We start from the raw sequence: 21,860 nt of genomic DNA, 5'->3' as shown, positions 1-21,860 counted from the left end.
TCTTTAACTCCGAAATTCAGTGGATGGGGTCTGTGGCGCTGTCTACTTCGGCTGTCGCTCGAAAAAGGCCCAGATCATGGCCGGCCCATTGGGTTCCATCGGGGACGGACCCAACAGGCGCGGGCGCTTCGAGTAGGGCTGCGGCAGGCCATGTCCGCCGCCGTGAATGCTTACCAGCTCGACCTCGGCCTTTCCTTCCTCATTGCGCCAGCGGTTCTGCTCGACGCGCACACCCTCGGCGACGGTTTTCTCGCTGGTCTGGGGTGGGCCGGCCAAGTGAGCCCAATCGGCGAAATACTGCGCCGATGCGCGGGAGGAAATGATCTCGCCGCCCTTGTAGAACAGGCCCAGCAGATTGATCTCGCCGCCGGCATAGGGCACCAGCGGGTCCTCCGTGCCGTTCATGATCATCACCGAGGTGGCTTTTGCTGCTGCCGGCTTGCATTGAAAGTTCTGCGGCGCCGGCACATTGGCGACGACGGCGGCCACCGCCTTGTAGCGGTTCGGCTGCTCCAGCGCCAGGCGCAGCGCCATTGAGCCGCCGTTGGAAACGCCGGTCGCAAACACGCGCGCCGGGTCGAGCGACAGATCGGCCACCAGCTTATCGACCAGCGCGGCCAAGTAGCCGACATCGTCGCCTCTAACGCCGTTCAGCTCCTTGTCACCGATGCGGCTGCAGTCGTTCCAGTCGGACGCGAAGGACTTGGGATAGACCAGCGCGAAGCCATGCTGATCGGCCAGGCGCTCGAAGGCATAGCCGGTGCCGACGCGGATGCGGCCCGGGCCTTCGCCCGAACCATGCATCACCAAGACCAGCGGCGCGCCTTTGGGCAGATCCTTGGGCACATAGGTCCGGTAACCGCGTTTGACGCCGGCCACGTCGATCTCGCCCTTGACCAAGCTGCCGGACAGCTGAGGAACTTCGGGATCGGGCGTGTAGAGAAAGTAAGCGAACACGCCGGCCAGCACGGCCAGCAGGGCGATCAGGCCCAAGAGGCCTCGCAGCAGGAAACGCAGAACTCTCTTCATGATGGTGCATTCGTGTTGTGACGGGGTCGACTGTGCCCTTGCAGGCCGGTCGCGGCCAAGCCATCCCGGATCGGTGACGCGCTTGCGGGGACGAGCGACGCCTGACCACGACCAATGGCGCCGGCCCCGTTTTATCCGCCTCGGGCGCCGCTCGTCCCGCCGCATCGTGTTTAAAGGCCCGCGCGTCGTCGCTCGTCCGAGAGCCCCTACGGCTCAGCCGGCGGCTCAACACAATGGCCCTGTCCTTAGAAATTTGACCACCCACTCTAACGGGAACCCGAGCATGAAAACACCTTTTACCTCCCCTCGCCGCAGCCGGACCATCGCCAGCGCTATCGCCGCAATGGCCTTGTTGAGTTCATTGGGCACGGTCCAGGCCGCCGTCTTCAAAGATGCGCAGCTGGAGTCGCTGCAAGATGCCGGCAAGTTTGTCGAACTGGAACAGCAGGCCCAAACACGATTGAAGGCCAATGCTGCCGATGCCGAAGCTAGCGCGGCTTTGTCCTTGGCCTTGAGCTTCAGCGACGCCGGCGACGGCAAGCGCCTCGAGGCCGGCGCCAAGCAAGCCAAGCTGTGCGTCGAGCAGCACCCCAACATGGCGGTTTGCCACCTGGCCTCGGCGCAGAACCTCGGCTTGCAGATGATCAGCATGGGCATGGCCAAGGCCATGCGCAACGTTGGCACCTTGAAAGAGACCTGGATCCGCGCGCTGGAGTTGGAGCCGAGCAGCTTTACGGCCCGGGTGCAGTTGGCCAAGCTCTATCTGACGGTGCCCGGCATGATGGGCGGCAGCGTGTCCAAGGCCAAGGAGCTGGAGGCCGCCGTGCGCAGCAGCCAGCCCGAAACGGCGCGCATCATCCGCGTCCATATTGCCGCCGAAGACAAGAAATGGGCCGAGATGGAGAGCGAGTTGCTAGCGCTCAAGCCGAGCAAAGATGGCGCCATGCTTGATGAAATCCGCGAAGCCACGCTGCAATTGGCGCGGGTCTATTTGAAGGACAGCAAAGACTTGGCCAAGGCCAAGAGTTTGTACGAGGGTCTGCACCGCGATCAACCCACAAAGGCCAGCGGCGCCTACGGGCTCAGCCGGGTCTACGCCGCGCAAGGCCAAACGGACGAGGCGATTCGCTATCTGGAGCGGGCTAGGACGCTGAGCGGCGCCGACGAATTGCCCGTCGACCACCGCCTCGGTGACGCCTATCTGGCCAAGGGCGACAAGGCGCAGGCCAAGGCCGCCTACGAGCGTTTCATCGCCAACAAGCGGGCCAACCCGGCCAATGTCGAAGACGCTCGCAAGAGCCTGGCCAAGCTCGGCTGAAGGAGGGTATTCCAATGTCCGGCCAAGACCTTCCCCTCTGGCGCCTGAATCTGTTGCGCGCCTTTTATCTGCTGATCACGGTCGGGCTGGCAAGCAGCTGGGGGCCGAGCATGTTGCAGCACACCGACCTTTGGGCGCAGCGCCGGGGTGAGCTGGGCGCGATGTTGATCGGCTTGGCCTTCTTCTGCATCTGGGGGCTGCGCTACCCGCTGCAGATGTTGCCCTTGCTGATTTTTGAGCTGATCTGGAAGACCCTCTGGATCTTGGTCATCGCCTACCCGCTGTGGCTGGGCGGGGCGGTCACGCCGGGCGTTGAAGGGTCCTTCTATGCCTGCTTGGCCGGGGTGGTGCTGACGCCGCTGGTGCTGCCTTGGCGCTATATCGCGCATCACTACTTCCGCAAGCCCGCTCAGCCCTGGCGCAAACCGAGGGCCTGACGCTCAGTCGGTCCAGCCTTCCCGCCATTCACTCGAGTATTCTGCCGTGATGTCACCGCCCACCAAGACCACTATCGACGCTACGCCAACACCTCCGTCATTCAATTGGCGAGCCCTGTTCGGCTGGCGCCGCGTGCGGACAGTCGCCATCATTTGCGCGCTGTTCGTTCTGCTGTACAGCTTTGGCTGGAAACCATCGATGTGGCTGCTGGTCGCGCGGGTGTACGGCGTAGGGCTTGCGCTGCTGCTGGTGTTTGGCTTGTTCGAGCAATGGCCGCGCCGTTTGCCCAAGTGGTTGGCGCGTTGGGCATTGCAAGTGGCGGCTGTCGGGGTGGCGGTGCCTATCGCCCTCTTCATCGCCTTTCTGTGGACCACAAAAACGGGCGCGCCGATGTTCTGGAACGAGCCCAAACGTCTAGTAGCCTACATGACCTTCACCTTTCTTGGCATGCTGGTGGCGCCTTGGACAGCGCTGGCGGCCTTGTTGCGCCAGCGCGAGGCCAAGGTAGAGGAGCAGGCGATCGACTTCGAACTCGAGCGCAGCGAAATGGCCCGCCAGGCCCTGGACGCCCGCATGCGCCTACTGACCGCGCAGGCCCAGCCGCACTTTTTGTTCAACACGCTGGCCAATGTGCAGGCCTTGGTGGAGGCCGGCTCGCCGCGCGCGCCGCAATTGTTGCAAAGTCTAACGTCCTATCTGCGCGCCGCCGTGCCCCGCCTGGACGGCTCGGCCAATACGCTGGGCCAGGAGTTGGAGCTGGTGCGTGCCTATCTGGAGCTGATGCAGATGCGCATGCCCGACCGCCTCGCCTTTGACTTGCAGGTTGGCAGCGGCGTGCACCTGCTGCGTTGCCCGCCGATGACGCTGCTGACCTTGGTGGAAAATGCGGTCCAGCATGGCATCGACCCGAGCGAAGAAGGCGGGCGCATCGATGTTCGCGCCGAGTTGCTTGGTGACGGCCGCTGCCGCTTGAGCGTCACCGATACCGGCGTCGGCCTGCAGGCGACCGGGCGCGGCCTCGGCACCGGGCTGGCGGCGCTGCGCGAACGGCTGCTGTGGGCCTATGGCGGCAGCGCGGCGCTGAACTTGAACGAGGTGGAGCCGCATGGCGTGCAAGTGACGATTGAATTCAAGATCGAGCCCCTATGACAATGACTGCCCTGATTGCCGACGACGAACCGCTGCTGCGCGAAATCCTGGAGGCGCGCCTGGCCGCCGCCTGGCCGGAACTGCAAATCGTCGCGCAAGCACGCAATGGCCGGCAAGCGCTTGAGCTGTTCGAGCAGCATCAGCCGACGATCTGCTTTCTGGACGTGCATATGCCGGGCCTGAGCGGCATCGAGGTGGCGCGGCAGATCGGCAAGCGCTCGCACCTGGTCTTCGTGACCGCCTTTGACCAGTACGCGTTGGACGCTTTTGAGCATGGTGTGCTCGACTATCTTGTCAAGCCGGTCACCGCCGCCCGCCTGGCCGAGACGGTGGGTCGCCTGCAAGCGCGCTTGCAAACGGCGCAACCGGCCGTGCACACCGAGGCGCTATTGGCGCAGCTGGCCGAGCGGCTCAAGCTCGATCAACCCGAGCCGATGCGCTGGGTGCGCGCCACGGTCGGCAGCTCCTTGCGGATGATTCCGGTCGACGACATCGATTACCTGAAGAGCGACACGAAATACACCTTGGTCGCCTACCGCGATGAGGGTCAGGCCGCCGAGGCGCTGATACGGATGCCACTGAAGGAGCTGATTGCGCAGCTCGACCCACAGCAGTTTGCCCAGGTGCATCGCTCGGTCGTCGTCAATCTGCGCTCGATTCGCCGCGTCACGAGGGGCGAGAACGAAACCGCCGACATCGAGCTCAAAGGCCGCAGCGAGCGCCTGCCGGTGAGCCGCAGTTATTTGCAGTTCTTCAAGGAAATGTAGGCCGGGGCCCGCCAAAACGGTCAAGCATTCGGTGCGAGTCAAGCCAGCCGAGAATCGCTGTCCTTGTTCCTGTGTCAATGATTTTGAAACGTCCGGGATGTGCCCATACAGGCCACTTCCAGCATGATTCAGCCCGAATGAGCGTCAAGAGTTGATGCTGGCGGCGCGCCAAGCGCCTCAGCCAAGCGACGCTGGCCTTGCCAAGGGGGAATTCCGGATGGGTCAACCGTTCCAGCGTCGTCATATTCGCTGTGGGGCGGTTGAATTTCCTATCCCTTGTTCACCGAAGCAAGGACGGATTGACCTGACGCACAGATTTTGAACAGAAGGACGCGAAGAGCGCGTAGAGCGCGAAGAAAGTGACGGGGATTTCGCTGCCGTGTTCCTTCGTGAGCTTTGCGCGTCCTTCTGTTCGATTTTGTTGGCCCTCACCAGTCTTATTTGGCCGAGCGCATATTCACGGGCGACTTGGCATCAGTAAAGCTTCGCCATCAGCCGCTCGAGCGCATCCTCGCGTCCCGCTGCTGTGGCGGCGAGCAAGCCCTGCTGCTGCAGGATCGAGATCAGCTGGCGCGGCGCGACACCCTGGTAGCCCACGATCGCCACATGCCCCGCCGCGACTTGGACGTTGGCAAGGCGCGGGTACCCATCGATGATCGGCTGGTACTGTTCCGCGAGGCTGAAGATGTCGTCGCTCTCCAGGCAAGTGCCCTTCGCGTCGCGACGGCGGCAGGCCCCGCGCTCATCAGTGACGACCTTGACGTAGTGCCGCACCGAGGCAAGCAGCGGGCCAGGGCGGCGGATGAAATCGGACGAGCCGGTGATTTCATGCCAGTTGTCGCCGGTGATGGCCCAGCAGGTGAGCGGCACCATGCCTAGGCTCGCCCAGTGCAGACTGCGATAGCCGCATGTGTTCGCGACCGCGATGCCTGAGACCGGCGCCGAGACCGTCACCAGGTTCAAATTCACGCCGTCGCGCTCCCAGTCAATGCGGCGCTCGCCCTCCAGCGCCTTCCTCGCGATCAGCCCACCCATGCTGTGGCCGATGATGGTGATGTCGCGATTGCGCATTCGTTCCGTCAGTGCCCCGACTGCAGCGGCCAGTTGCGCGGAGCTCTGCACCATGCTGGCCCGGTCGTCATAGCTGAAGCAGACCGCCTGCTGGCCGTGGAACGCGTAGAGCTGCGCGAGCGACCGGAACCGCCCCGCTGACCCATTGCAACCGTGTACCAGCACGGTCACCGGTTTCGACGAGTCGAGGGAGAAGGCCTGTTCCGACGCATCGGTGCAGGGGCCCAACTGTGGGAGTTGGACGCTCATGTCGGGCGTAGGGAGGCCGCTGGCATCCAGGGGCGTGGGGTCGAAATCCGACGGTCGCGGGAGTGCGCAACCGGCAAGCAGGCTCGCAAGGAGTGCACCGAGTAGGATGCCGCCCGCATAGAGCGTTCTAAGCTGAGGCGAAGCCAATCTGCGGTAGATGGTCATGCGGATCCAACCTCGTTCGTTAGGTGCCCTGTAGGCGTTTTTGAGAGACCAAATCCCGTGCGCTAACAGCTTCTCGGCTCGGTACTGCAAGTGTTTTATGCATTTGATTTCTATACGTCATTTGCAGCTCTGCCGTAGGCCATAAACCCGCCGAAAAAAGTCACGCCTAGAACAACTTCGACCACCGATAAAAACAGCCGCCCAGGGGCCCAAGGCCGGCATATATTGCCACATTTTTTTGACGCTATGTCGGGGCTTGCGAAGCTCGTTCCGCCCGAGTAATCGTCGCATGGCGACATGAATGGGCTGGTCTGGCCGGCCGTGGTTTGATCTGCCGCCAAACCGGTCCGTTTGCGCGGCGCGCGCGGTGCAGCCCCTCAAAAATCAGTTGAACCTATCCGTTTGGCCCGTGCCGACAGTACGTTGTGCCGCCTAGAGATCAATGAATCGTGAATCGCTTCCCTGTACGTGTCTCCCGGTCGAGTTCATCTTTACCAAGACGGCCAGGTCCCGACGCTAGGGAACTGGGTGACTTTGATGACAGCTAGGTGCCCCAAGTCGTCGGTACGGTCCCGCACATAAAGAACGGTTTAGACTGGAAGCCCGGAGCTGGTACGCGAACCCATTTCTGCGTCGCCAGCAGTCTGGGTGACCAGTGTCCGCTGAAGGTTTGAACCGACTGACGGCTATGGGCACATCGGAGCCATTCAACACCGATGCAGGGCTTGAGGTCAGATCTTGCATCTGGAGGTGCTCGCTCGCTTTCGGCGCGCCCGGCGCTCAGCCGGATGTGGATGTTATGGTTAGCCCTGCCGAAAATGCTCCGGCAACTCTCCCGGACTTGACCCATGCCCCACGACACCGCACGCGGCTCGACACCCATCGTGCACCCGTCTTGCCGCTCCTGCGCAGCGCCTCTGCAAGGCCCCTTCTGCCATGTCTGTGGCATCAAGGCGCCGCATCTGCCGCTGACGCTGGCCGGCATGTGGCAAGACTTCAGCGAACGGGTGCTGCATATCGAGAAAAGTCTCAAGCGCACGGTCGGCCATCTGTGCTGGCAGCCGCAAGCGGTCTTCAAGGCCTTTCTGCAGGGCCAGCGCCTCAGCTACACCCATCCCCTGCCCTTTTTGGTGGCGATTGCCACGCTCTCCGTGCTGCTGAGCCATTTCTACGGTGACGCCTACTTCGACGTGTACCGGGCCAAGTTGCTGCAGCAGGTACGGGGCAGTTTGTCGCCGGCTCGCGCTGCCCTTTATGCGCAGCTCAATTTGTGGCTCAGCCTGGCCATGCCTTACTGGATGCTGGTCTTCACCTTGCCCACCGCCGGCTTGATGCGAGCATTGTTCCCGAAGCGCGGCTTTACCGTCGCCGAGGCTTGGGCGGTAGGCCTGTACGGCATCGCCATGGCCATGTTGTTCGACTTGGCTGTCAGCGCCCTGGGTCAATGGGCCCGAATGCCGATGCTGCGGCTGCAAATCATCACCGATGCGATGTTGCTGCTGATTACCATCGCCTACTACCTGGCCTGGCTGGGGTTCAAACCCTGGACGCTGCTGCGGGTTGTGGCGGCCTGCCTGTTCGGCTTTGCGCTGATGAACCAGTTGCAGGAGATGGCCATTTACGGCATTGCGGCCTGGCTGCCCGGCATTCAATGAGGCGGCCCGGCATGCTGGGGTCAGGCCCGATTTAATGCGTCACATGTCGGCGTTATGCTGGCGCCTCACCCAACCCGGGTGCCGATCTTGGGCCGCCCACCCCAAAGCGTCTCCTGCAACTTCACTCGATTGCCGTTTCATGCACACAATGCCCGCCCCCGCCATGGAGCCCTTGACGGGCTACCGCGAACTGCCCAGCCAGACCATGCTGGAGCACGCTCAGGCCAACTACCAGAATCTGTTGCGCCGCCGTACCGTGCGCGACTATGACAGCCGGCCCGTGGACCGCGCGGTGATCGAGCAATGCCTGCTCGCCGCCGGCACCGCGCCTTCGGGTGCCAACCAGCAGCCCTGGCATTTCGTCGTTATCACCGACGCCGATCGCAAGGCGCAGATTCGCGCCGCCGCCGAGGAAGAAGAGCGCACTTTTTATAGCGGCCGCGCGCCCGAAGAATGGCTGCGCGCGCTGGCTCCGCTGGGCACCGACGCCAGCAAGCCCTTTCTGGAAGAAGCGCCGGTCTTGATCGCGATCTTTGCGCAGAAATACGGCATCGATGCACAAGGCGAGCGCTTCAGCCATTACTACGTGCCCGAGTCGGTCGGCATCGCCACCGGCTTCTTGATCAGTGCGCTGCATGACGCCGGCCTTGCCACCTTGACCCACACGCCCAGCCCGATGGGCTTCTTGAGCAAGCTGTGTGGCCGGCCCGAGGCCGAGAAGGCGGTCATTCTGCTGGTCGTCGGCTACCCCAAGGCCGGCTGTCAAGTGCCGGTGCATGGCGGTATCAAGAAGCCGCTGGAGGCGATCAGCAGCTGGCTGTAACTCGGCAGCTAAGCCAAACCGTATTCCTTCTTGAGTCTGGTGAGTGAGCCATCTGCGGTGATGGCGGCCAGGCCGGCATTGAAAGCGGTCAGTTGTTGAACCTGCCGGGGCGAGTCGCGCCGCAAGGCCATGTGCAAGGGCATGGCCTCCACCACAATGTTCTGCCAGACCAGGCTCGCCCGCGAGCCCGGCACTTGTTCGGTCAGGATGTGGTGGCCCACGGCCCGGTCGATCAGCATCAGGTCCATGCGCTGGGCGGCCAGCATGCGCAAGCCGGTCGCGTCATTCAGCGTTTCCTCTAACTGTGGCTTCAGATCAAGCAAGGCCTTGGGTAGGGCGTAGCCGCGCACGACGCCGACCTTCAGCTTGCGGTCCTTGATGTCCGATAGCTTGAGTAACAAGGGCCCTCGTTCGGCAAGCGCATAGAAGCCGAGCTCGTTATTGACGATGGGGTCGGAGAAGGCCAGCCATTGCTCGCGTTCGGCGGTGCGCCAAATGGCGGTGATGCCATCGACCTTGCCGGTCTGGGTCAATTGGAGCGCGCGGTTCCAGGGGTAGAAGCTGGTCTGTGCCGCGTAGCCCGAGTACTCAAAAGCCATCGCGATCGCACGGGTCAGGAAGCCCCCGCTAAGCAAACTCTCTCCGGTGTAGGGCGGAAACTCGGTGCTGGCCAATGCTATCGGCTCCAGTGCCCGGGCCGGCGGGGTCAGCGCGGCCAAGCCGGCAAGCAGCAAGCGGCGGCGGCGGCGGCAGAGCCGGTCGCGACCGGGCGGGCTTGATGGGGACATCTGTTTGCACTCCAACGATGTGCAACCATACCGCAGTCCAGCACCTGGCAGCAGCGGCGTGGCGAGCAAAGTGGAGGTGAGCTGCGCGGCATGGACAATGGACCCCCATGCAGACGCCTTTCCACCTCCCCACGCTGGATATCCCCACGCTGCTGATCGTCTATCAGGTGGTGGCGATGCTGATGGCAGTGGTCACCCTCGGAGGCGCCTGGAGCGCGCGTGGCCGCCATGGGCTGTGGCTCTGGGCCGGCGCCTTTGGTGTCATCGCGCTGGCGCAACTGTTGCGCGCGCTGCTGGTGTCCTTCGGCGCGCCCACACCCTGGCTCAGCATCGGCCATATCGGCGGCGTGATTTCCAGCGCTTTGGTGCTGCTGGCGGTGCGCAGTTTTCTGGGCCTGCGCCTGCACAGGCTGCCGGTGATCTTGTTCACCGGACTGGCCTGCTTGGCTTCGGTGCTGGTGGTGAGCACGGGGCAGCCGCAGTGGAGTTTGCTGTCACTGCCGCTGACCCTGGCCGCCAGCGCGCTGCTGCGCGGTTTCGCGCTGCCGCCCATCATCCGCTCATGGAACAGCCGGGGTGGTTTCGCGCTCGGCCTGATGCTGGTCGATTTGTCCTTGTCGGTGGCAGCCTATGCGCTGCGCGCAATCACCGTGACACCCGCCTTTGCCGGTTCGCTCGAGCAGGCGGTCACGGTCAACGGGCTGTGGTTGCTGCTCTTCATCGTTTTGCTGACAGGCCAGGCCTTCGCCGTGCTCTTGCTGGTCAATAGCGAATTGCAGCGCAGCCTTTGGTCGATGGTCGAGATCGACCCCTTGACGAGCCTGCTCAACCGGCGCGGCATGAAGAACCGCATCGGCCGCCTGCGCCAACGCGGTCTTGTCGCCAAGGCCGCACCCAGCGTGGTGGTCGCCATGATCGACTTTGATCATTTCAAACAGATCAATGATCGCCACGGCCATGCCGCCGGCGACGCCGTGCTGCGCGGCTTGGGCCGACTATTGCTCAACCATGTGCGGCCGAATGACCTGGCCGTGCGCATGGGCGGCGAGGAGTTTGCCGTCGTGTGGCAAGACGTCAGCGCCGAGGATGCGGTCAAGCTGGCCGAGCGGTTGCGCCAAAGCGTCGAGGATGAGCTCTTCGGCAGCGAATTTGGCGCCATTCAATGCACCGTCAGCATCGGCATCGCGATGCCGCGCGGCCAGGAGGAAGCGCTCGACGACCTGCTTGGCCGCGCCGACGCGGCGCTCTACAAGGCCAAGCGCGAAGGGCGCAACCGGGTCGAGCGGGCGTACTGAGCGGCCTGCGATATCCGGCCTAAAGCCCCGGCTCTTCGGCGTTTCGGCGCTGCGCAGGCTCCCTATCATGTTGGGAACTTCCGCTCAATAGAACGCAGCCATGCCAAGCCCCAAATTCACCACGTCCAGCCTGCCAGGAGCGTGGGCGGGAGCATCGCTGTTCAGCTCCGTGCGCAACATCACCTTGGCCGCGTTCTTCGCCTTGGCCCTCGCGGCCTGCGGCGGCGGCGGCTCCGACACCGGCTCCACCACACCGCCGGACAGCGCCGCGTCCGGTGTCACCACCTTCGCAGTGACGCCAACACTCAGCGGTGTGGCGGCCGTGGGTGCACCCCTGACCAATGCCTTGGTCAAGGTGATTGACGGCAGCGGCGCTCCGCTTGGCACGGCCACCACCAAGCCGGCCGATGGCTCCTACAGCCTGAGCCTGAGCAACAAGGTCTTGAAGCTGCCCCTGCTGATCCAGGCCACCGGCATTGACGCCAGCGGCAACCCGCAGGTGCTGCATTCGGCGGTGCCGGTGCTTGACGCGGCCAAGCCCGCGATGGTCGCCAACATCACGCCACTCAGCAACGCCATCGTCGCGCTGGCCATGGGCAGCGACCCGCAGCCGGCGTTTGCCAGTTCCGCCGCCAGCGCCGCAGCCATGGCCGCACCGGCAGCCTCGGCCGCCAGCGCCGCCGGCGAGTTCGTCAAGACCCTGATCAAGACCCAGTTGAGCGATCTGAAGATCACCAACACGGCCGCCCTGGACCTGCTCGGTGATGCCAGTTTTACGGCCAACAAGAGTGCGCAGGATCTGTTGCTGGAATCCCTGCGCGTTCAGCTGAGCAAGAACAGCAAGGGCGTCGAACAATTGCTGATCAGCAACAAGCTGATCAACAGCGCCAACCCCGAGGTTCAGGTCAGTTTGGGCGCGGCGCAAACCGAGTTGCTCAAGAGCACCGGCGCGGCGCCGGCCACGGCCATTACCTCGACGCTGAAGCTGGCCTCGACCGCCAAGGCGACGCTGGACAACTTGCCCTTGCTGGATGAGTTGGCAGCCGGCTTGAACAGCTTGATCGCGCAAGGCAAAACAGCGGCCGACTTCAAGGCCGCCACTCAGCTCGCCGCCTACAGCCAGCACGACAGCGCCGACAAGGACGCGATGGCCGCCAAACTGGCCGATTTTGCGGTCAAGAAGGGTCAGCTCGGCCGCTTCATGGTGACCGGTTGTGCCGATGACGCGCTGGTGGCAGGGCTGTGCAAAAAGGTGCTGATATCGGCCAACGTCACCGATTCCAGCGGCGCCCTGCTGGGTCAGTTCAGCGATGCCGCCTCCTTCACCAAGGGCGCCTCAGCGAGCACGCCGGGCCTATGGGGCCTGGTCGGCAATGGCCGAAATTTCGCCATGCACGTCTACCCGGTCAACGTCATTCACCTGGGGCCGGATGCCAACGTCACTGCCGCCAGCCCCGCGCCCAATCCCTGGGTCGGCATACAGGTGGCGATTCAAGGGATGTCAAACACCGCCACGCCGGCCAAGATCATGGACACCGCCACCGTGCAACTGCAGAGCGGCTACAGCATTCCGTTTGCCTATTGCGGCCGGCCGCTGCTGTGCATCTCCGACACGCCGGGCGCGAAGCTGGTCAAACCAACCGGCAGTATTGCCGAACTGGTCTTGCGGCAATCGGCCCTCGGCTGGCTGGGCAGCGCCGAGAGCCAGCGCGGCGCGAAGTACAGCGCCAGCTTTACGCTCGATGACAAGCCCTTGACGGAGACCCGTTCGGCCTATTTGTTAGCCGATGTACCCGCCGTCACGCCGGTGGCACGCTTCCCCGCCATCGATGGCCTGAGCAGCAGTCAGCCGCTCACGACGGCGGCCCTGCGCGCCGGTCTGACAATCAATTTCTCCAACTGGGCGGCCGCCAATCCAGACATGCGTTTGATCAGCGTGCGGGCCTTGCTGGACGGCTTCGTCTTGCCTTTGTATGTTGACTACGAGCCGCCAAGCGGCGGCAAGACCGCCTTGGTTTTGGCGCCGGTCGCGTGGCCAAGCTCGGCCACCATGACGGTCGAATTCTGGCTCGGCGCGCAAGACGCTGCGGGGCGGCGTTACTACACGCGCTACGCCTTGGCGACGCAGTGATAAGGGCCGGCAAATGAAAACGCGCCGAAGCGCGTTTTTCAGGGCCGGCTCACGCGAGTGACGGCTTACTTCAGCAGACCTTCGGCGGTCATCGCCGCGATCACCGCCGGGCGCGCCGCGACACGGGCACGGAAGGCGACCAAGTTGGGGTAGCCGGCAACATCCACGCCCACATATTGGCCCCAGTTGCTGACCACGAACAAGTAGGCGTCGGCGACGCTGAACTGCTCGCCCATCAGATACTGCTTGCCTTCGAGCTGCTCATTGACCCAGGCGAAACGCTCGGCCAGCTTGGCGCGCACCTGCGGTTTGTATTCTTCCGTGGTGGCCGGGTTGAACAGCGGCGAGAAGCCTTTGTGCAGCTCGGAGGTGATGAAGTTCAGCCATTCCTGCAGCCGGTAGCGCGCCATCGAGCCGTTGGCCGGCGCCAGCTGCTTGGCGGGCGCCTGATCGGCGATGTACTGGACGATGGCCGGGCCTTCGGTCAGGCGCTCGCCGTTGTCCAGCTCCAGGACCGGCACCGAGCCCTTGGGGTTGATCAGCATGAAGTCGCTGCCGTCGGCCAGCTTCTTGGTCTTGGTGCTGGCCAGCACGAGGTCGAACTTCAGGCCCGCCTCAAGCAGCGCAATATGCGGCGACAACGAACAGGCGCCGGGGCTGTAATAGAGCTTCATAACCATTGTTCCTCACGGGTTGAAAGACCGCAAAGCCTACCCCGAATTGGATTAACCCGCATGGCACGGACCTATTTGGCTTGGGCTAGCGATCGCCCCAATCAGCACAAGCCCTGCGCGCCTGCTGCTTGACATAGCGCAAGGCCGCCGCCGCCCTGGCGACCGAGACTGAGGCATCGCCCCAAGCCTTGAGTCCTCCCCCGCATGAAACCGTTCCTGCCCGCAATACTGCACAAACTCGGCTGGAAATCAAAGCTTGCCTTGCTCGCCCCGACGCTGTTGCTTGCCGGGGTGGCTTGGCGCCATTGGCAGGGGCCGGAGATCGAGGCCGAGACGGTGATGCGGCGCGATTTTGTCCAGTCGGTGGTGGCCAGCGGACGGGTGGAAGCGCCGCACCGGGTCGATATTGCCGCGCAGATCACCGCCACCGTGTTGCGCGTGCCGGTCGTCGAGGGTCAGGTGGTGCGCGCCGGCGACCTGCTGATCGAGCTGGAGGCCAGCGAGCTGCAAGCCGGCCTGCGCCAGGCCGAGATGGCGCTGCAGCAGGCCCAGGCCCGTTTGCGCCAGGTGACGGATTTGCAGCTGCCGGTCGCCGAGCAGCAGCAGCGCCAAGCGCTGTCGAACCTGAATAACGCCAAGGCGCAGCTGAGCCGCCAGCAGGCGCTGTTCGCGCAAGGCTTTATCGGCGAGGCCGCGCTCGATCAGGCCCGCAACGCGCTGGAATTGAGCGATGCCCAATGGCGCTTGACCCAAAAGCAGACCGAATCGCTGCGCCCACAGGGCAGCGATCACGCGTTGGCCGAGGCTGCGTTGGCACAAGCCCGCGCCAGCGCCGAAGCGGCCCGCGCCCGCGCCCGCTATGCCCGCATCAGCGCCCCGGCCGACGGCACGCTGATCGGCCGCAATGTCGAGGTCGGTGATGTCGTGCAGGCCGGCAAGCAGCTGATGACGCTGTCACCGAGTGGGCGTACCCAGCTGGTCCTGAACATTGACGAGCGCAATCTGCACCTGATTGCACTGGGGCAAAAGGCCTTGGCCTCGGCCGACGCCTACCCGGATCAGCGCTTCCCGGCCACGCTCGCCTTCATCAACCCGGGCGTCAACGCGCAGACCGGCGCGGTCGAGGTCAAGCTCGATGTGGCCGCGCCGCCGGCCTATCTGAGCCAGGACATGACGGTCTCGGTGGACATCGAGGTGGCGCGCAAACCGCAGGCCTTGTTGCTGCCCTTGAGTACGCTGCATGAAGCGCCGGGCATGGCACCTTGGGCGCTGCGCATTGACGAATCGGGCCGCGCCACGCGGCGCGAACTGCGCCTGGGCTTGCGCAGCGGCGGCCATGCCGAGCTGCTGGACGGGCTGGCCGAGGGCGACCGGCTGCTGTTGGCCAGTGAGGCGGTCGAGCCCGGCGCCCATGTGCGCATCAAGCCAGGCGCTGTCGGCCCAGCAAAGCGTTGAAACCTATGCCCAGAAAGTTACCGCCCTGGCTGCCCTTTGAATGGATCGTGGCGCTGCGCTTATTGCACGAAGGGCGGCTGCAAACGTTGTTCATCATCGTCGGCGTGGCCATCGGTGTCGGCGTGATTGTGTTCATGTCGGCCTTGTTGGCCGGCCTGCAAGGCAACTTCATCCGGCGCGTGCTGTCGGCGCAAGCGCATATCCAATTGCTGCCGCCGCAGCAGCTGACCCGTGCGCTGCGCCCCGGCACGCCGACCGAGCAGCCGGGTGCGATCACGCAGGCGCCACAGCAGCGGATCAAGTCGATCGACCAATGGCAGGCGGTGGCCGCGCAGGTGCGCGCCAAGCCCGAGGTGCTGGTGGTGTCGCCGCTGGCAAGCGGCTCGGCGCTGGTGCTGCGCGGCAATGCGAGCCGGGCGATTTCGCTCAATGGCATCGAGCCCGAGCTGTACTACCGGATCGTGGATCTGCGCGACAAGATGCTGCGCGGTCACGCCAATATCAGCGGAGGCGACATCCTGATCGGCAGCGAGTTGGCCAAGGATTTCGGTGTCGACGTGGGCGACAAACTCCGGGTGACGACGGCCAACACGGTGGCCGGCGGTGCAGGAGCCGCAGGCGTCAGCACGCTGAGCATTGTGGGCGTCTTCGACCTCGGTAATAAGGGCGCCAACCAGCGCAGCAGCTTTGTGACGCTGCACACCGCGCAAAGCCTCTTGGGCCTGCCCGGCGGCGTCAGCAGCCTGGAAGTGACCGTGCGCGATGTGTACGCGGCCGAGCGTATTGCGCAAGCGATCGCGGCCAGCAACGAGGTCGAGGCCGACAGTTGGATCAAGTCCAGCGCGCAATTCTTTTCGGCCATCAGCGCCCAGACCACGGCCAATACGGCGATCCGCTTCTTCGTCGGCCTGTCGGTGGCCTTCGGCATCGCCAGCGTTTTGGTGGTGGTGGTGGTGCAGAAGTCGCGCGAGATCGGCATTCTGCGCGCGATGGGGATTTCGCAAGGGCAGATCCTGCGCATCTTCCTGCTGCAAGGCGGGCTGCTGGGGATGGGCGGCTCGCTGGTCGGCAGCGCCATCGGTGCGCTCGCGCTGCTGCTCTGGCAACGCTATGCGCGCAATGCCGACGGCACGCCGCTGTTCCCCTTGGTGTTTGATCCCAAGCTGTTCGCGCTCGCGCTGTTGCTGGCCACGCTGACCGGCTTGATCGCCGCTTTTGCGCCGGCCTTGCGCGCGGCAAGACTTGACCCCGTGGTGGCGATCCGTGGCTGAGTTCGATCCCTCAAGCCCGCGCCGCGATGTGGTCGTGCAGTTGAACGGCGTGCGCAAGGTGTTCAATCCCGGCACGGCGATTGCGACCGAAGTCCTGCATGGCATCGACCTGACCCTGCGTCAGGGCGAGTTCTGCGCGGTGATGGGGCCCTCGGGCTCGGGCAAAAGCACCTTGCTCAATATCGTCGGGCTGCTGGACCGCCCGAGCAGCGGAGGGCTGGCGATTTGTGGCGAAGAAACCGCCCAGTTGGACGACCGCGCGCTGACCCGGCTGCGCGGTCACAACATCGGCTTCGTGTTCCAGTACCACCACCTGATCACCGCCTTCACCGCGCTGGAGAACGTGATGATGCCGATGCTGGGCGCGGCCGGCTTCCCCAACGCGGCGATGTATGAGCGCGCTCAGGCGCTGATGGCCAGCGTCGGCCTGAGCGAATGGCAGCACAAGCTAGCGGGTAATTTGAGCGGAGGTCAGCAACAAAGAGTCGCCGTGGCCCGCGCGCTGGCCATGCGCCCGGCGCTGCTGCTGGCCGACGAGCCGACCGGCAATCTGGACAGCAAAAGCGCCACCGCCGTCTTCGACCTGCTGCGCCGGGTCAACCTGGAGCAAGGCACCGCCATCCTGTTTGTGACCCACAACCCGGCCTTGGCGGCGCGCTGCGACCGCAAGATCGAGGTGATCGATGGCTTGCTGAGCGGTTGAAAATCGAGTTCTGGCCGCGCCAAATCAATCTTCTTCGGGTACGAATATCCACAAGAGGATGTAGACCAACACGCCCGAGCCGGCAAACAGCGCCAGCACCGTCAAGAGCAGGCGGCACAGCCAGGACTCGATGCCGGTGAGCTTGGCGATGCCACCGCAAACGCCGCCGATCCAGCGGTCATCGCGGCTGCGGCGCAGCTCGTTGATGCCGCCGGCCGAAGACGAATATGCCGGGCGGTGCTGCGAGCCAGCTGGGCCTGCGGCTGCGCCGCCCAGCAGGCGCTCTTTGGCGCGCGCGAACTCTTCGGCCGTCAACACGCCGCGTTGCTGTAGTTCGGCCAGCTTTTCAAGTTCGGTGCTGTCAGACATGGTTTGCTCCTCGGGAGATTGATGTGCACAGCTTAACGTGAGGCCTGTACGGCATGTTTGCAAGCTGCGACGAACGGTAGCGCCGAGGTGTTGAACTACAAGCGGGCCGGCACTACTACATCTGGCGAAACAGATGCGTGTAGAGCGGCCCGACGCGCAGCCGCTCGGCACGCCCGCTCAGCTTGAGAACCAGGCCGCGCTCGTCGCGGATCGCGCTTTCTATGCGCAGGGCGCAGACGATGGTGCCACGGTGGATTTGCCAGAACTTGTTGCCGTCGAGTTGCGGCAGCAGCTCCTTCAGGCTCATGCGGATCAGCGCCTCGGTGTCGCGCGTGACGACGTTGACATAACGATCCAGCGCCTCGAAGTAGAACACCTCGTCGATCGGGATTATGCGCACCTCGTTGCCAACTGCGGCGCGGATCAGCGTGAGGTTTGCGCCCGTCGGCGCCGCGATGGCCGGCACCGGCATCGGCGGCTCGGGCACCAGCACCTCCAGGCGCGCCAGCAAGCGCGTCAGCTCGGCAGCCCCCGCGCCGTCGGTCGGCGCGGGCGCCAAGCGCGGCGCCAGCCGTTCGCGCAGACGGGCCGCCGTCTGCATCAGCCTGTCTTCATCGACCGGCTTGACCAGGTAGTCTGCCGCGGCGTGAACGAAGGCGTCGACCGCAAACTCGTCGTAGGCGGTGAGGAAGACAATCAGCGGCCGCTCGCTGCCGGCAGGCCATTGCGCGCCAAGCTCCTCGGCGACCTTCAGGCCGTTCTTGCCCGGCATCTTGATGTCCAGAAAGATGACATCGGGCAAGGTCACTAGCGCCTTCGCCAGCGCGTCGATTCCGTTCAAGCAGGTCGCGACGATCTCCAGTTCCGGCCAGAGTCGACCTAGCGCCTCCTTGAGCAATCGGACCAGCAAAGGCTCATCCTCGGCGATCAGGGCGCGTGGCCGTTTCGGCGCAATGCTGCTCATGTTGCTGCTGCTGCGAGCGGCAGCACGATGCGGGCCAAGGCACCATGTGGCTGGTGTGGCGTCAGCGTGAGCGAGGCCGCCTCGCCATACAGCGATGCCAGCCGCGCACGAATATTGCCGAGCGCCAGACGAGCGCCCGGCTCGGCATCGGGTCGGTCCAGGCCCAGGCCATCGTCGGCAACGATCAGGGTCAGGAAGCCGCCTTCGCAACTCGCGCTGACGTCGATCCGCCTGCCCTCAAGCTTGGACTCCAGCCCATGCACGATTGCGTTCTCTACCAGCGGTTGCAGCAGCATCGGCGGCACGACCGTCTCGCGCAATGCGGCCGGCAACTCGAGCGCGAAGCTCAGTCGGTCGGCCATCCGCACCTGCGTCAGGCCGAGGTAGGCTTTGAGCAGCGCGAACTCATGCTCCAGCGTGGTTGTTTCGGCTCGCGAGGAACTCAGCGTGGCTCTCAGGTAGACGATGAAGAGGTCGAGCATGCGGCCCGCTTCGGCCGGGTCGAAGCGAATCAAGGACTTCAGGTTGGCCAGGGTGTTGAACATCATGTGCGGTTCGATTTGCGCCTGCATCGCCTGCCGCTTGACCGCTTCGGCCCGCGCCGACGCACGCGCGGCCTGCTCGCCAAGAAAGGCGATCTTGCCGCGCTTGTAGAAAAACCCGATGGCAATGAACAGCACGACGGAAATCAGCATCAGCGTGCGGGCGTTGGTTTCAACCACCTCGAGCTGGGGAAAACGCCTCCTGGTAGTCCTGCTCCACCAGCAGGCTCCAGCCTTGTGGCCGCTTGCGGGCAAAGGCCACGACCTTCTTGTCGGCCAGGCTGTAGACGGCGGGCCGCGCATCGGCGCCGACCGCGGCGAGGGCGGGATGGTCGCCGAAGTCTTCCAGCGCGGCCCGCACATTGGCCGGATTGCCGTGGGCGATCACCATATTCTTCTCATCCAGCAAGACCGCATAGCCGGTCTCGCCGATCTTGGCGGTCGAGATCGCCTTTGAAATCTCGGTCAGGAACATGCTGATGCAGACCACACCGATCAGCCGGCCCGCGCCGTCGCGGATGGGGCGCGCGAGCACCAAGGCGGGTTTGCCGGTGGTCTTGCTGATCAGGAGCTGGCGGGCAAACGGGGCGCCGCCGATCACGCTTTGGAACCAGGCCCTGTCGTCGTAGGGGCGCAGCGGCTGGCCATCGTTGCGCGCCACGTTCTCGCCAGTGGGCGTGGTGGTCAATGACAGAAAGATCCAGTCGTAGCTGTCGCTGATCGATTTGAGCAAGGGCACTTGACGCGGCCCCTCCATCGACACCATATCGGGCAGACGCACGACCTGGTTGAGCACCCGGATATTGGTGTCATCCCAGTCGGCAATGCGCGTGGCGATGACATTCGAGGCCGCAATCAACCTGAGCCCGATGTCATCGGTGAAGGTCTCTTCCGTCCTGCTGCTGCCGACGGACCAAAGGCCGATCAAGAACACCAAACCCAGCACCAGCAGCCCCTGCGCCACCAACGGCGACACGCTGATGTGGTACCTCATTTTCGCTATTAACCGCTCCCGCTTCGGACGGGCGGGGGCGCCGCACGATACCGTTGAATCGCGCTTGCCATCATGGCTTCGCAACCGCGGAAAAATGTAGCACGATATCTTCAACGGGCGCCCCATTCTGCAGCGCCCTTCGGCCCGCGCCCAGGCTCCTAGCGGCCGATATGTGCCTGCCGGCGCCGTACGAATGCGCCCATCAGCGCCAGACCGGCCAGCAACAGCGCGTTGGTCTTGGGTTCGGGCACGGCCGTCGTGAACGTCACGCTGGCGGCAAAGTCATCGGGCAGCGCACGCACGCCGGTGAAATAGGGGTTGCCGCCGTTGTAGCCAAGGTCGATCTCGAAGGGGTCGCCGGAACTGGCGTGCGAGCGGCTCACGCCGCCCTCGACGAAGTGGGCCGGCACGGTCACCGTATGTCCGGCGGAGAAGTACATATTGGGCGTGCCGCATTCGCCCGAACACAGATCAATCCACTGACCCGGCACATAGTTATTCGTCTCGGCCACCCAGCGCCCCGCGCCTGCGCTGCTGCTGCCGCGGGCGAAGCTGGACATTTCGTAGCTCAGCGTGATGGATTCGCCGGCTTGGATCAGACCCAGATCGACCGAGCGGTAGCCACCCGGCACGGCGCGATAAGCGTCCGTGCCGACATACAGCGCGGTGTCGCCGCTGGCGGCATAGCTCGTCCCGGTCACATCGCTGCTCAAGCTGGCCGAACTGCCCCAGACCGTGCTGCCGTTGCGCCGGATGTCGAAATTGAGGCCGGCGCTGACGAAGTTGCTGCCCGTCAATGGCGTGGCGATCACATTGTCGATAAAGCCCGGCGCGATATAGAAGTTGAAGCTGGCGTTCTGGGCCGTCGGGCCGTCGTTCAAGATGGTCTCGGTGATGCGGAAACTGCCCTGCACATCGTAGACACCGGCGCCCGAGGAGCGGCTGCCGAAATAGCCATAGCCCGAGCCCCAGGTGTTCGGGCCGGTGCTGTTCGAGCCTTCATTGGAGAAGTTTTGTACAACACCTCATTGCCGATTGCTGCTGCTCAAGCTCTGTACCGCTTGCGCACCCAGCTTGTAGGAGCCCTGCACCTCGACCGACTCAACCGTCACCTCCGCTTGTGCGCCGAGGCTGGCGAACGCCAGGGCGGCGGCGAGGACCAACTGACTGGCTTGGAACGGTGCTTTGGCAATCTTGAACATGGAAATTCCTGAATTTGGGTTGGGTAGGCAAGAGGCTCACAAGCAGTCACCGGGACGCCGCGAGGCGGTGGGCTTTGGATGATCTTGCGTGCTGACGACATCCGCCTGCTTCGGCCTTTGTTGTCCAGCGCCGCCAGTTTGTGGTCTGGCCCGCCTGGAAACAATTGGCATGCGGCGAAACGGGAGAATCGGGTCGTCAAACCGTTCCCGCATGCATCGAAATCGGCGGGCGGAGGACCGGACATGCAACCTTGGGAAAGCTCAAAGCGCCTTGTAAAACAGGCTGGTGCTGCAATAGCCGCCCTGCGGCCAGAGCGCGTAGTCGGGAATCTGTCCGACCGGCGTCCAGCCCAAACGGGCGTAAAGCCGCTCGGCGTCACCGCCGGTGGCGGTGTCGAGCACCGCCAGGGTTTTGCCGCAAGCGCGGCCCAGATCTTCGGCGGCCAGCATCAGGGCGGCGCCCAGCCCCAGGCGGCGGGCGCGCCGGTGCACCAGCATTTTGGAAAGATCGGCCCGGTGCGGCTGATTGTCTGGCTGGGCCAGCAGCAAGTGCACGGTGCCGACGATGCCTTGCTCGTCTTCGGCGATAAGTAGTGTGCGCTCACCTTCATGAACGCCCTCGCCAATGCGCCGCCAGAAAGCCAGGGCCTGTTCTTGCGTCAGTGGCAGCATGAAGCCAACCGAGGCGCCGCCTTCGACGCAGTCGATCAGCAAATTGGCCAGGCCGGCGATCTGGGCCTCATCCAGACTGCTTAGACGGCGAATCGTCGGCATTGGGCTGCGTTCAAAATTGGTTGCGCTCATGGCT

Annotated in this window: 22 protein-coding genes; 11 read left to right on the top strand and 11 right to left on the bottom strand. The window is 64.2% G+C overall.

Annotation, left to right across the window (positions count from 1 at the left end; all coding sequences use genetic code 11):
* Positions 1-42: 42 nt before the first annotated feature.
* Positions 43-1,029 (bottom strand): extracellular catalytic domain type 1 short-chain-length polyhydroxyalkanoate depolymerase, encoded by a 987-nt coding sequence (locus tag LNV07_RS21950; protein ID WP_263573335.1) that lies wholly within the window; start codon positions 1,027-1,029, stop codon positions 43-45.
* 283 nt (positions 1,030-1,312) lie between these two features.
* Between LNV07_RS21950 and LNV07_RS21945 the strand changes: the two genes are divergently transcribed.
* From LNV07_RS21945 to LNV07_RS21930, 4 genes are read left to right on the top strand one after another with little or no spacing between them, the layout of a single operon-like run.
* On the top strand, positions 1,313-2,347 hold the full coding sequence (locus LNV07_RS21945) for a tetratricopeptide repeat protein (RefSeq protein ID WP_263573334.1): 1,035 nt from the start codon (positions 1,313-1,315) through the stop codon (positions 2,345-2,347).
* Between the two features lie 14 nt (positions 2,348-2,361).
* On the top strand, positions 2,362-2,784 hold the full coding sequence (locus tag LNV07_RS21940; RefSeq protein WP_263573333.1) for a hypothetical protein: 423 nt from the start codon (positions 2,362-2,364) through the stop codon (positions 2,782-2,784).
* Between the two features lie 49 nt (positions 2,785-2,833).
* Entirely contained in the window at positions 2,834-3,934 is a 1,101-nt protein-coding gene (locus tag LNV07_RS21935) for a sensor histidine kinase (RefSeq protein WP_263573332.1), read from the top strand.
* A complete protein-coding gene (locus tag LNV07_RS21930) occupies positions 3,931-4,701 on the top strand; it encodes a LytR/AlgR family response regulator transcription factor (protein WP_263573331.1) in 771 nt (256 codons plus the stop codon). The genes LNV07_RS21935 and LNV07_RS21930 overlap by 4 nt, the downstream gene beginning before the upstream one ends.
* 474 nt (positions 4,702-5,175) lie before the next feature.
* Here the strand turns inward: LNV07_RS21930 and LNV07_RS21925 are convergent, their stop codons facing one another.
* Complete coding sequence (locus LNV07_RS21925; RefSeq protein ID WP_263573330.1) at positions 5,176-6,186, bottom strand: esterase/lipase family protein; 1,011 nt, start codon at positions 6,184-6,186, stop codon at positions 5,176-5,178.
* Positions 6,187-7,034: 848 nt separating this feature from the next.
* On the opposite strand from LNV07_RS21925, the gene LNV07_RS21920 reads away from it, so the two are divergent.
* Both LNV07_RS21920 and LNV07_RS21915 read left to right on the top strand, forming a co-directional pair.
* Positions 7,035-7,841: a DUF3667 domain-containing protein gene (locus LNV07_RS21920; protein ID WP_263573329.1), complete on the top strand. Its 807-nt coding sequence runs from the start codon at positions 7,035-7,037 to the stop codon at positions 7,839-7,841.
* Between the two features lie 148 nt (positions 7,842-7,989).
* Positions 7,990-8,664, top strand: coding sequence for a nitroreductase family protein (locus LNV07_RS21915; RefSeq protein ID WP_263573328.1), 675 nt, complete (start codon positions 7,990-7,992; stop codon positions 8,662-8,664).
* 8 nt (positions 8,665-8,672) lie between these two features.
* Here the strand turns inward: LNV07_RS21915 and LNV07_RS21910 are convergent, their stop codons facing one another.
* Positions 8,673-9,452, bottom strand: a complete 780-nt coding sequence (locus tag LNV07_RS21910) for a substrate-binding periplasmic protein (RefSeq protein WP_263573327.1) — start codon at positions 9,450-9,452, stop codon at positions 8,673-8,675.
* A 107-nt stretch (positions 9,453-9,559) separates the two neighbouring features.
* On the opposite strand from LNV07_RS21910, the gene LNV07_RS21905 reads away from it, so the two are divergent.
* Positions 9,560-10,747 carry a GGDEF domain-containing protein gene (locus tag LNV07_RS21905; protein ID WP_263573326.1) on the top strand — a complete coding sequence of 396 codons (1,188 nt, stop codon included), beginning with the start codon at positions 9,560-9,562 and terminating at the stop codon, positions 10,745-10,747.
* A gap of 100 nt (positions 10,748-10,847) precedes the next feature.
* The gene (locus LNV07_RS21900; protein ID WP_263573325.1) at positions 10,848-12,878 is read left to right on the top strand and encodes a hypothetical protein; all 2,031 of its coding nucleotides are present in this window, start codon (positions 10,848-10,850) and stop codon (positions 12,876-12,878) included.
* A 65-nt stretch (positions 12,879-12,943) separates the two neighbouring features.
* On the opposite strand, the gene gstA is transcribed toward LNV07_RS21900, so the two are convergent.
* Positions 12,944-13,552, bottom strand: a complete 609-nt coding sequence (gstA, locus tag LNV07_RS21895; RefSeq protein ID WP_263573324.1) for a glutathione transferase GstA — start codon at positions 13,550-13,552, stop codon at positions 12,944-12,946.
* Between the two features lie 204 nt (positions 13,553-13,756).
* Here gstA and LNV07_RS21890 point away from each other — a divergent pair, with 204 nt between their 5' ends.
* The 3 genes from LNV07_RS21890 to LNV07_RS21880 are packed head-to-tail and all read left to right on the top strand — an operon-like array spanning position 13,757 to position 16,981.
* Positions 13,757-15,007: an efflux RND transporter periplasmic adaptor subunit gene (locus tag LNV07_RS21890; protein WP_263573323.1), complete on the top strand. Its 1,251-nt coding sequence runs from the start codon at positions 13,757-13,759 to the stop codon at positions 15,005-15,007.
* A gap of 5 nt (positions 15,008-15,012) precedes the next feature.
* Positions 15,013-16,278 carry an FtsX-like permease family protein gene (locus LNV07_RS21885; RefSeq protein WP_263573322.1) on the top strand — a complete coding sequence of 422 codons (1,266 nt, stop codon included), beginning with the start codon at positions 15,013-15,015 and terminating at the stop codon, positions 16,276-16,278.
* Positions 16,271-16,981, top strand: a complete 711-nt coding sequence (locus LNV07_RS21880) for an ABC transporter ATP-binding protein (RefSeq protein ID WP_263573321.1) — start codon at positions 16,271-16,273, stop codon at positions 16,979-16,981. The genes LNV07_RS21885 and LNV07_RS21880 overlap by 8 nt, the downstream gene beginning before the upstream one ends.
* A 24-nt stretch (positions 16,982-17,005) precedes the next feature.
* Here the strand turns inward: LNV07_RS21880 and LNV07_RS21875 are convergent, their stop codons facing one another.
* The 7 genes from LNV07_RS21875 to LNV07_RS21845 all read right to left on the bottom strand — a co-directional run bounded on the left by LNV07_RS21875 (position 17,006) and on the right by LNV07_RS21845 (position 21,856).
* Positions 17,006-17,350, bottom strand: coding sequence for a PspC domain-containing protein (locus LNV07_RS21875; RefSeq protein ID WP_263573320.1), 345 nt, complete (start codon positions 17,348-17,350; stop codon positions 17,006-17,008).
* Positions 17,351-17,465: 115 nt separating this feature from the next.
* Entirely contained in the window at positions 17,466-18,314 is an 849-nt protein-coding gene (locus LNV07_RS21870) for a LytR/AlgR family response regulator transcription factor (RefSeq protein WP_263573319.1), read from the bottom strand.
* On the bottom strand, positions 18,311-19,009 hold the full coding sequence (locus LNV07_RS21865) for a sensor histidine kinase (RefSeq protein WP_263573318.1): 699 nt from the start codon (positions 19,007-19,009) through the stop codon (positions 18,311-18,313). The genes LNV07_RS21870 and LNV07_RS21865 overlap by 4 nt, the downstream gene beginning before the upstream one ends.
* Positions 19,010-19,028: 19 nt before the next feature.
* Positions 19,029-19,850: a cache domain-containing protein gene (locus LNV07_RS21860; protein WP_263573317.1), complete on the bottom strand. Its 822-nt coding sequence runs from the start codon at positions 19,848-19,850 to the stop codon at positions 19,029-19,031.
* A 158-nt stretch (positions 19,851-20,008) separates the two neighbouring features.
* On the bottom strand, positions 20,009-20,764 hold the full coding sequence (locus LNV07_RS21855) for a PEP-CTERM sorting domain-containing protein (protein ID WP_263573316.1): 756 nt from the start codon (positions 20,762-20,764) through the stop codon (positions 20,009-20,011).
* Between the two features lie 111 nt (positions 20,765-20,875).
* Positions 20,876-21,052 carry a hypothetical protein gene (locus LNV07_RS21850; RefSeq protein WP_263573315.1) on the bottom strand — a complete coding sequence of 59 codons (177 nt, stop codon included), beginning with the start codon at positions 21,050-21,052 and terminating at the stop codon, positions 20,876-20,878.
* A gap of 261 nt (positions 21,053-21,313) precedes the next feature.
* Positions 21,314-21,856 (bottom strand): GNAT family N-acetyltransferase, encoded by a 543-nt coding sequence (locus LNV07_RS21845; protein ID WP_263573314.1) that lies wholly within the window; start codon positions 21,854-21,856, stop codon positions 21,314-21,316.
* Between the last annotated feature and the right edge of the window lie 4 nt (positions 21,857-21,860).

The sequence above is a fragment of the Roseateles oligotrophus genome (genome assembly GCF_025717515.1).
GTDB lineage: Bacteria > Pseudomonadota > Gammaproteobacteria > Burkholderiales > Burkholderiaceae_C > Paucibacter_A > Paucibacter_A oligotrophus.
This window is presented reverse-complemented; position numbering and strand designations above follow the sequence as displayed.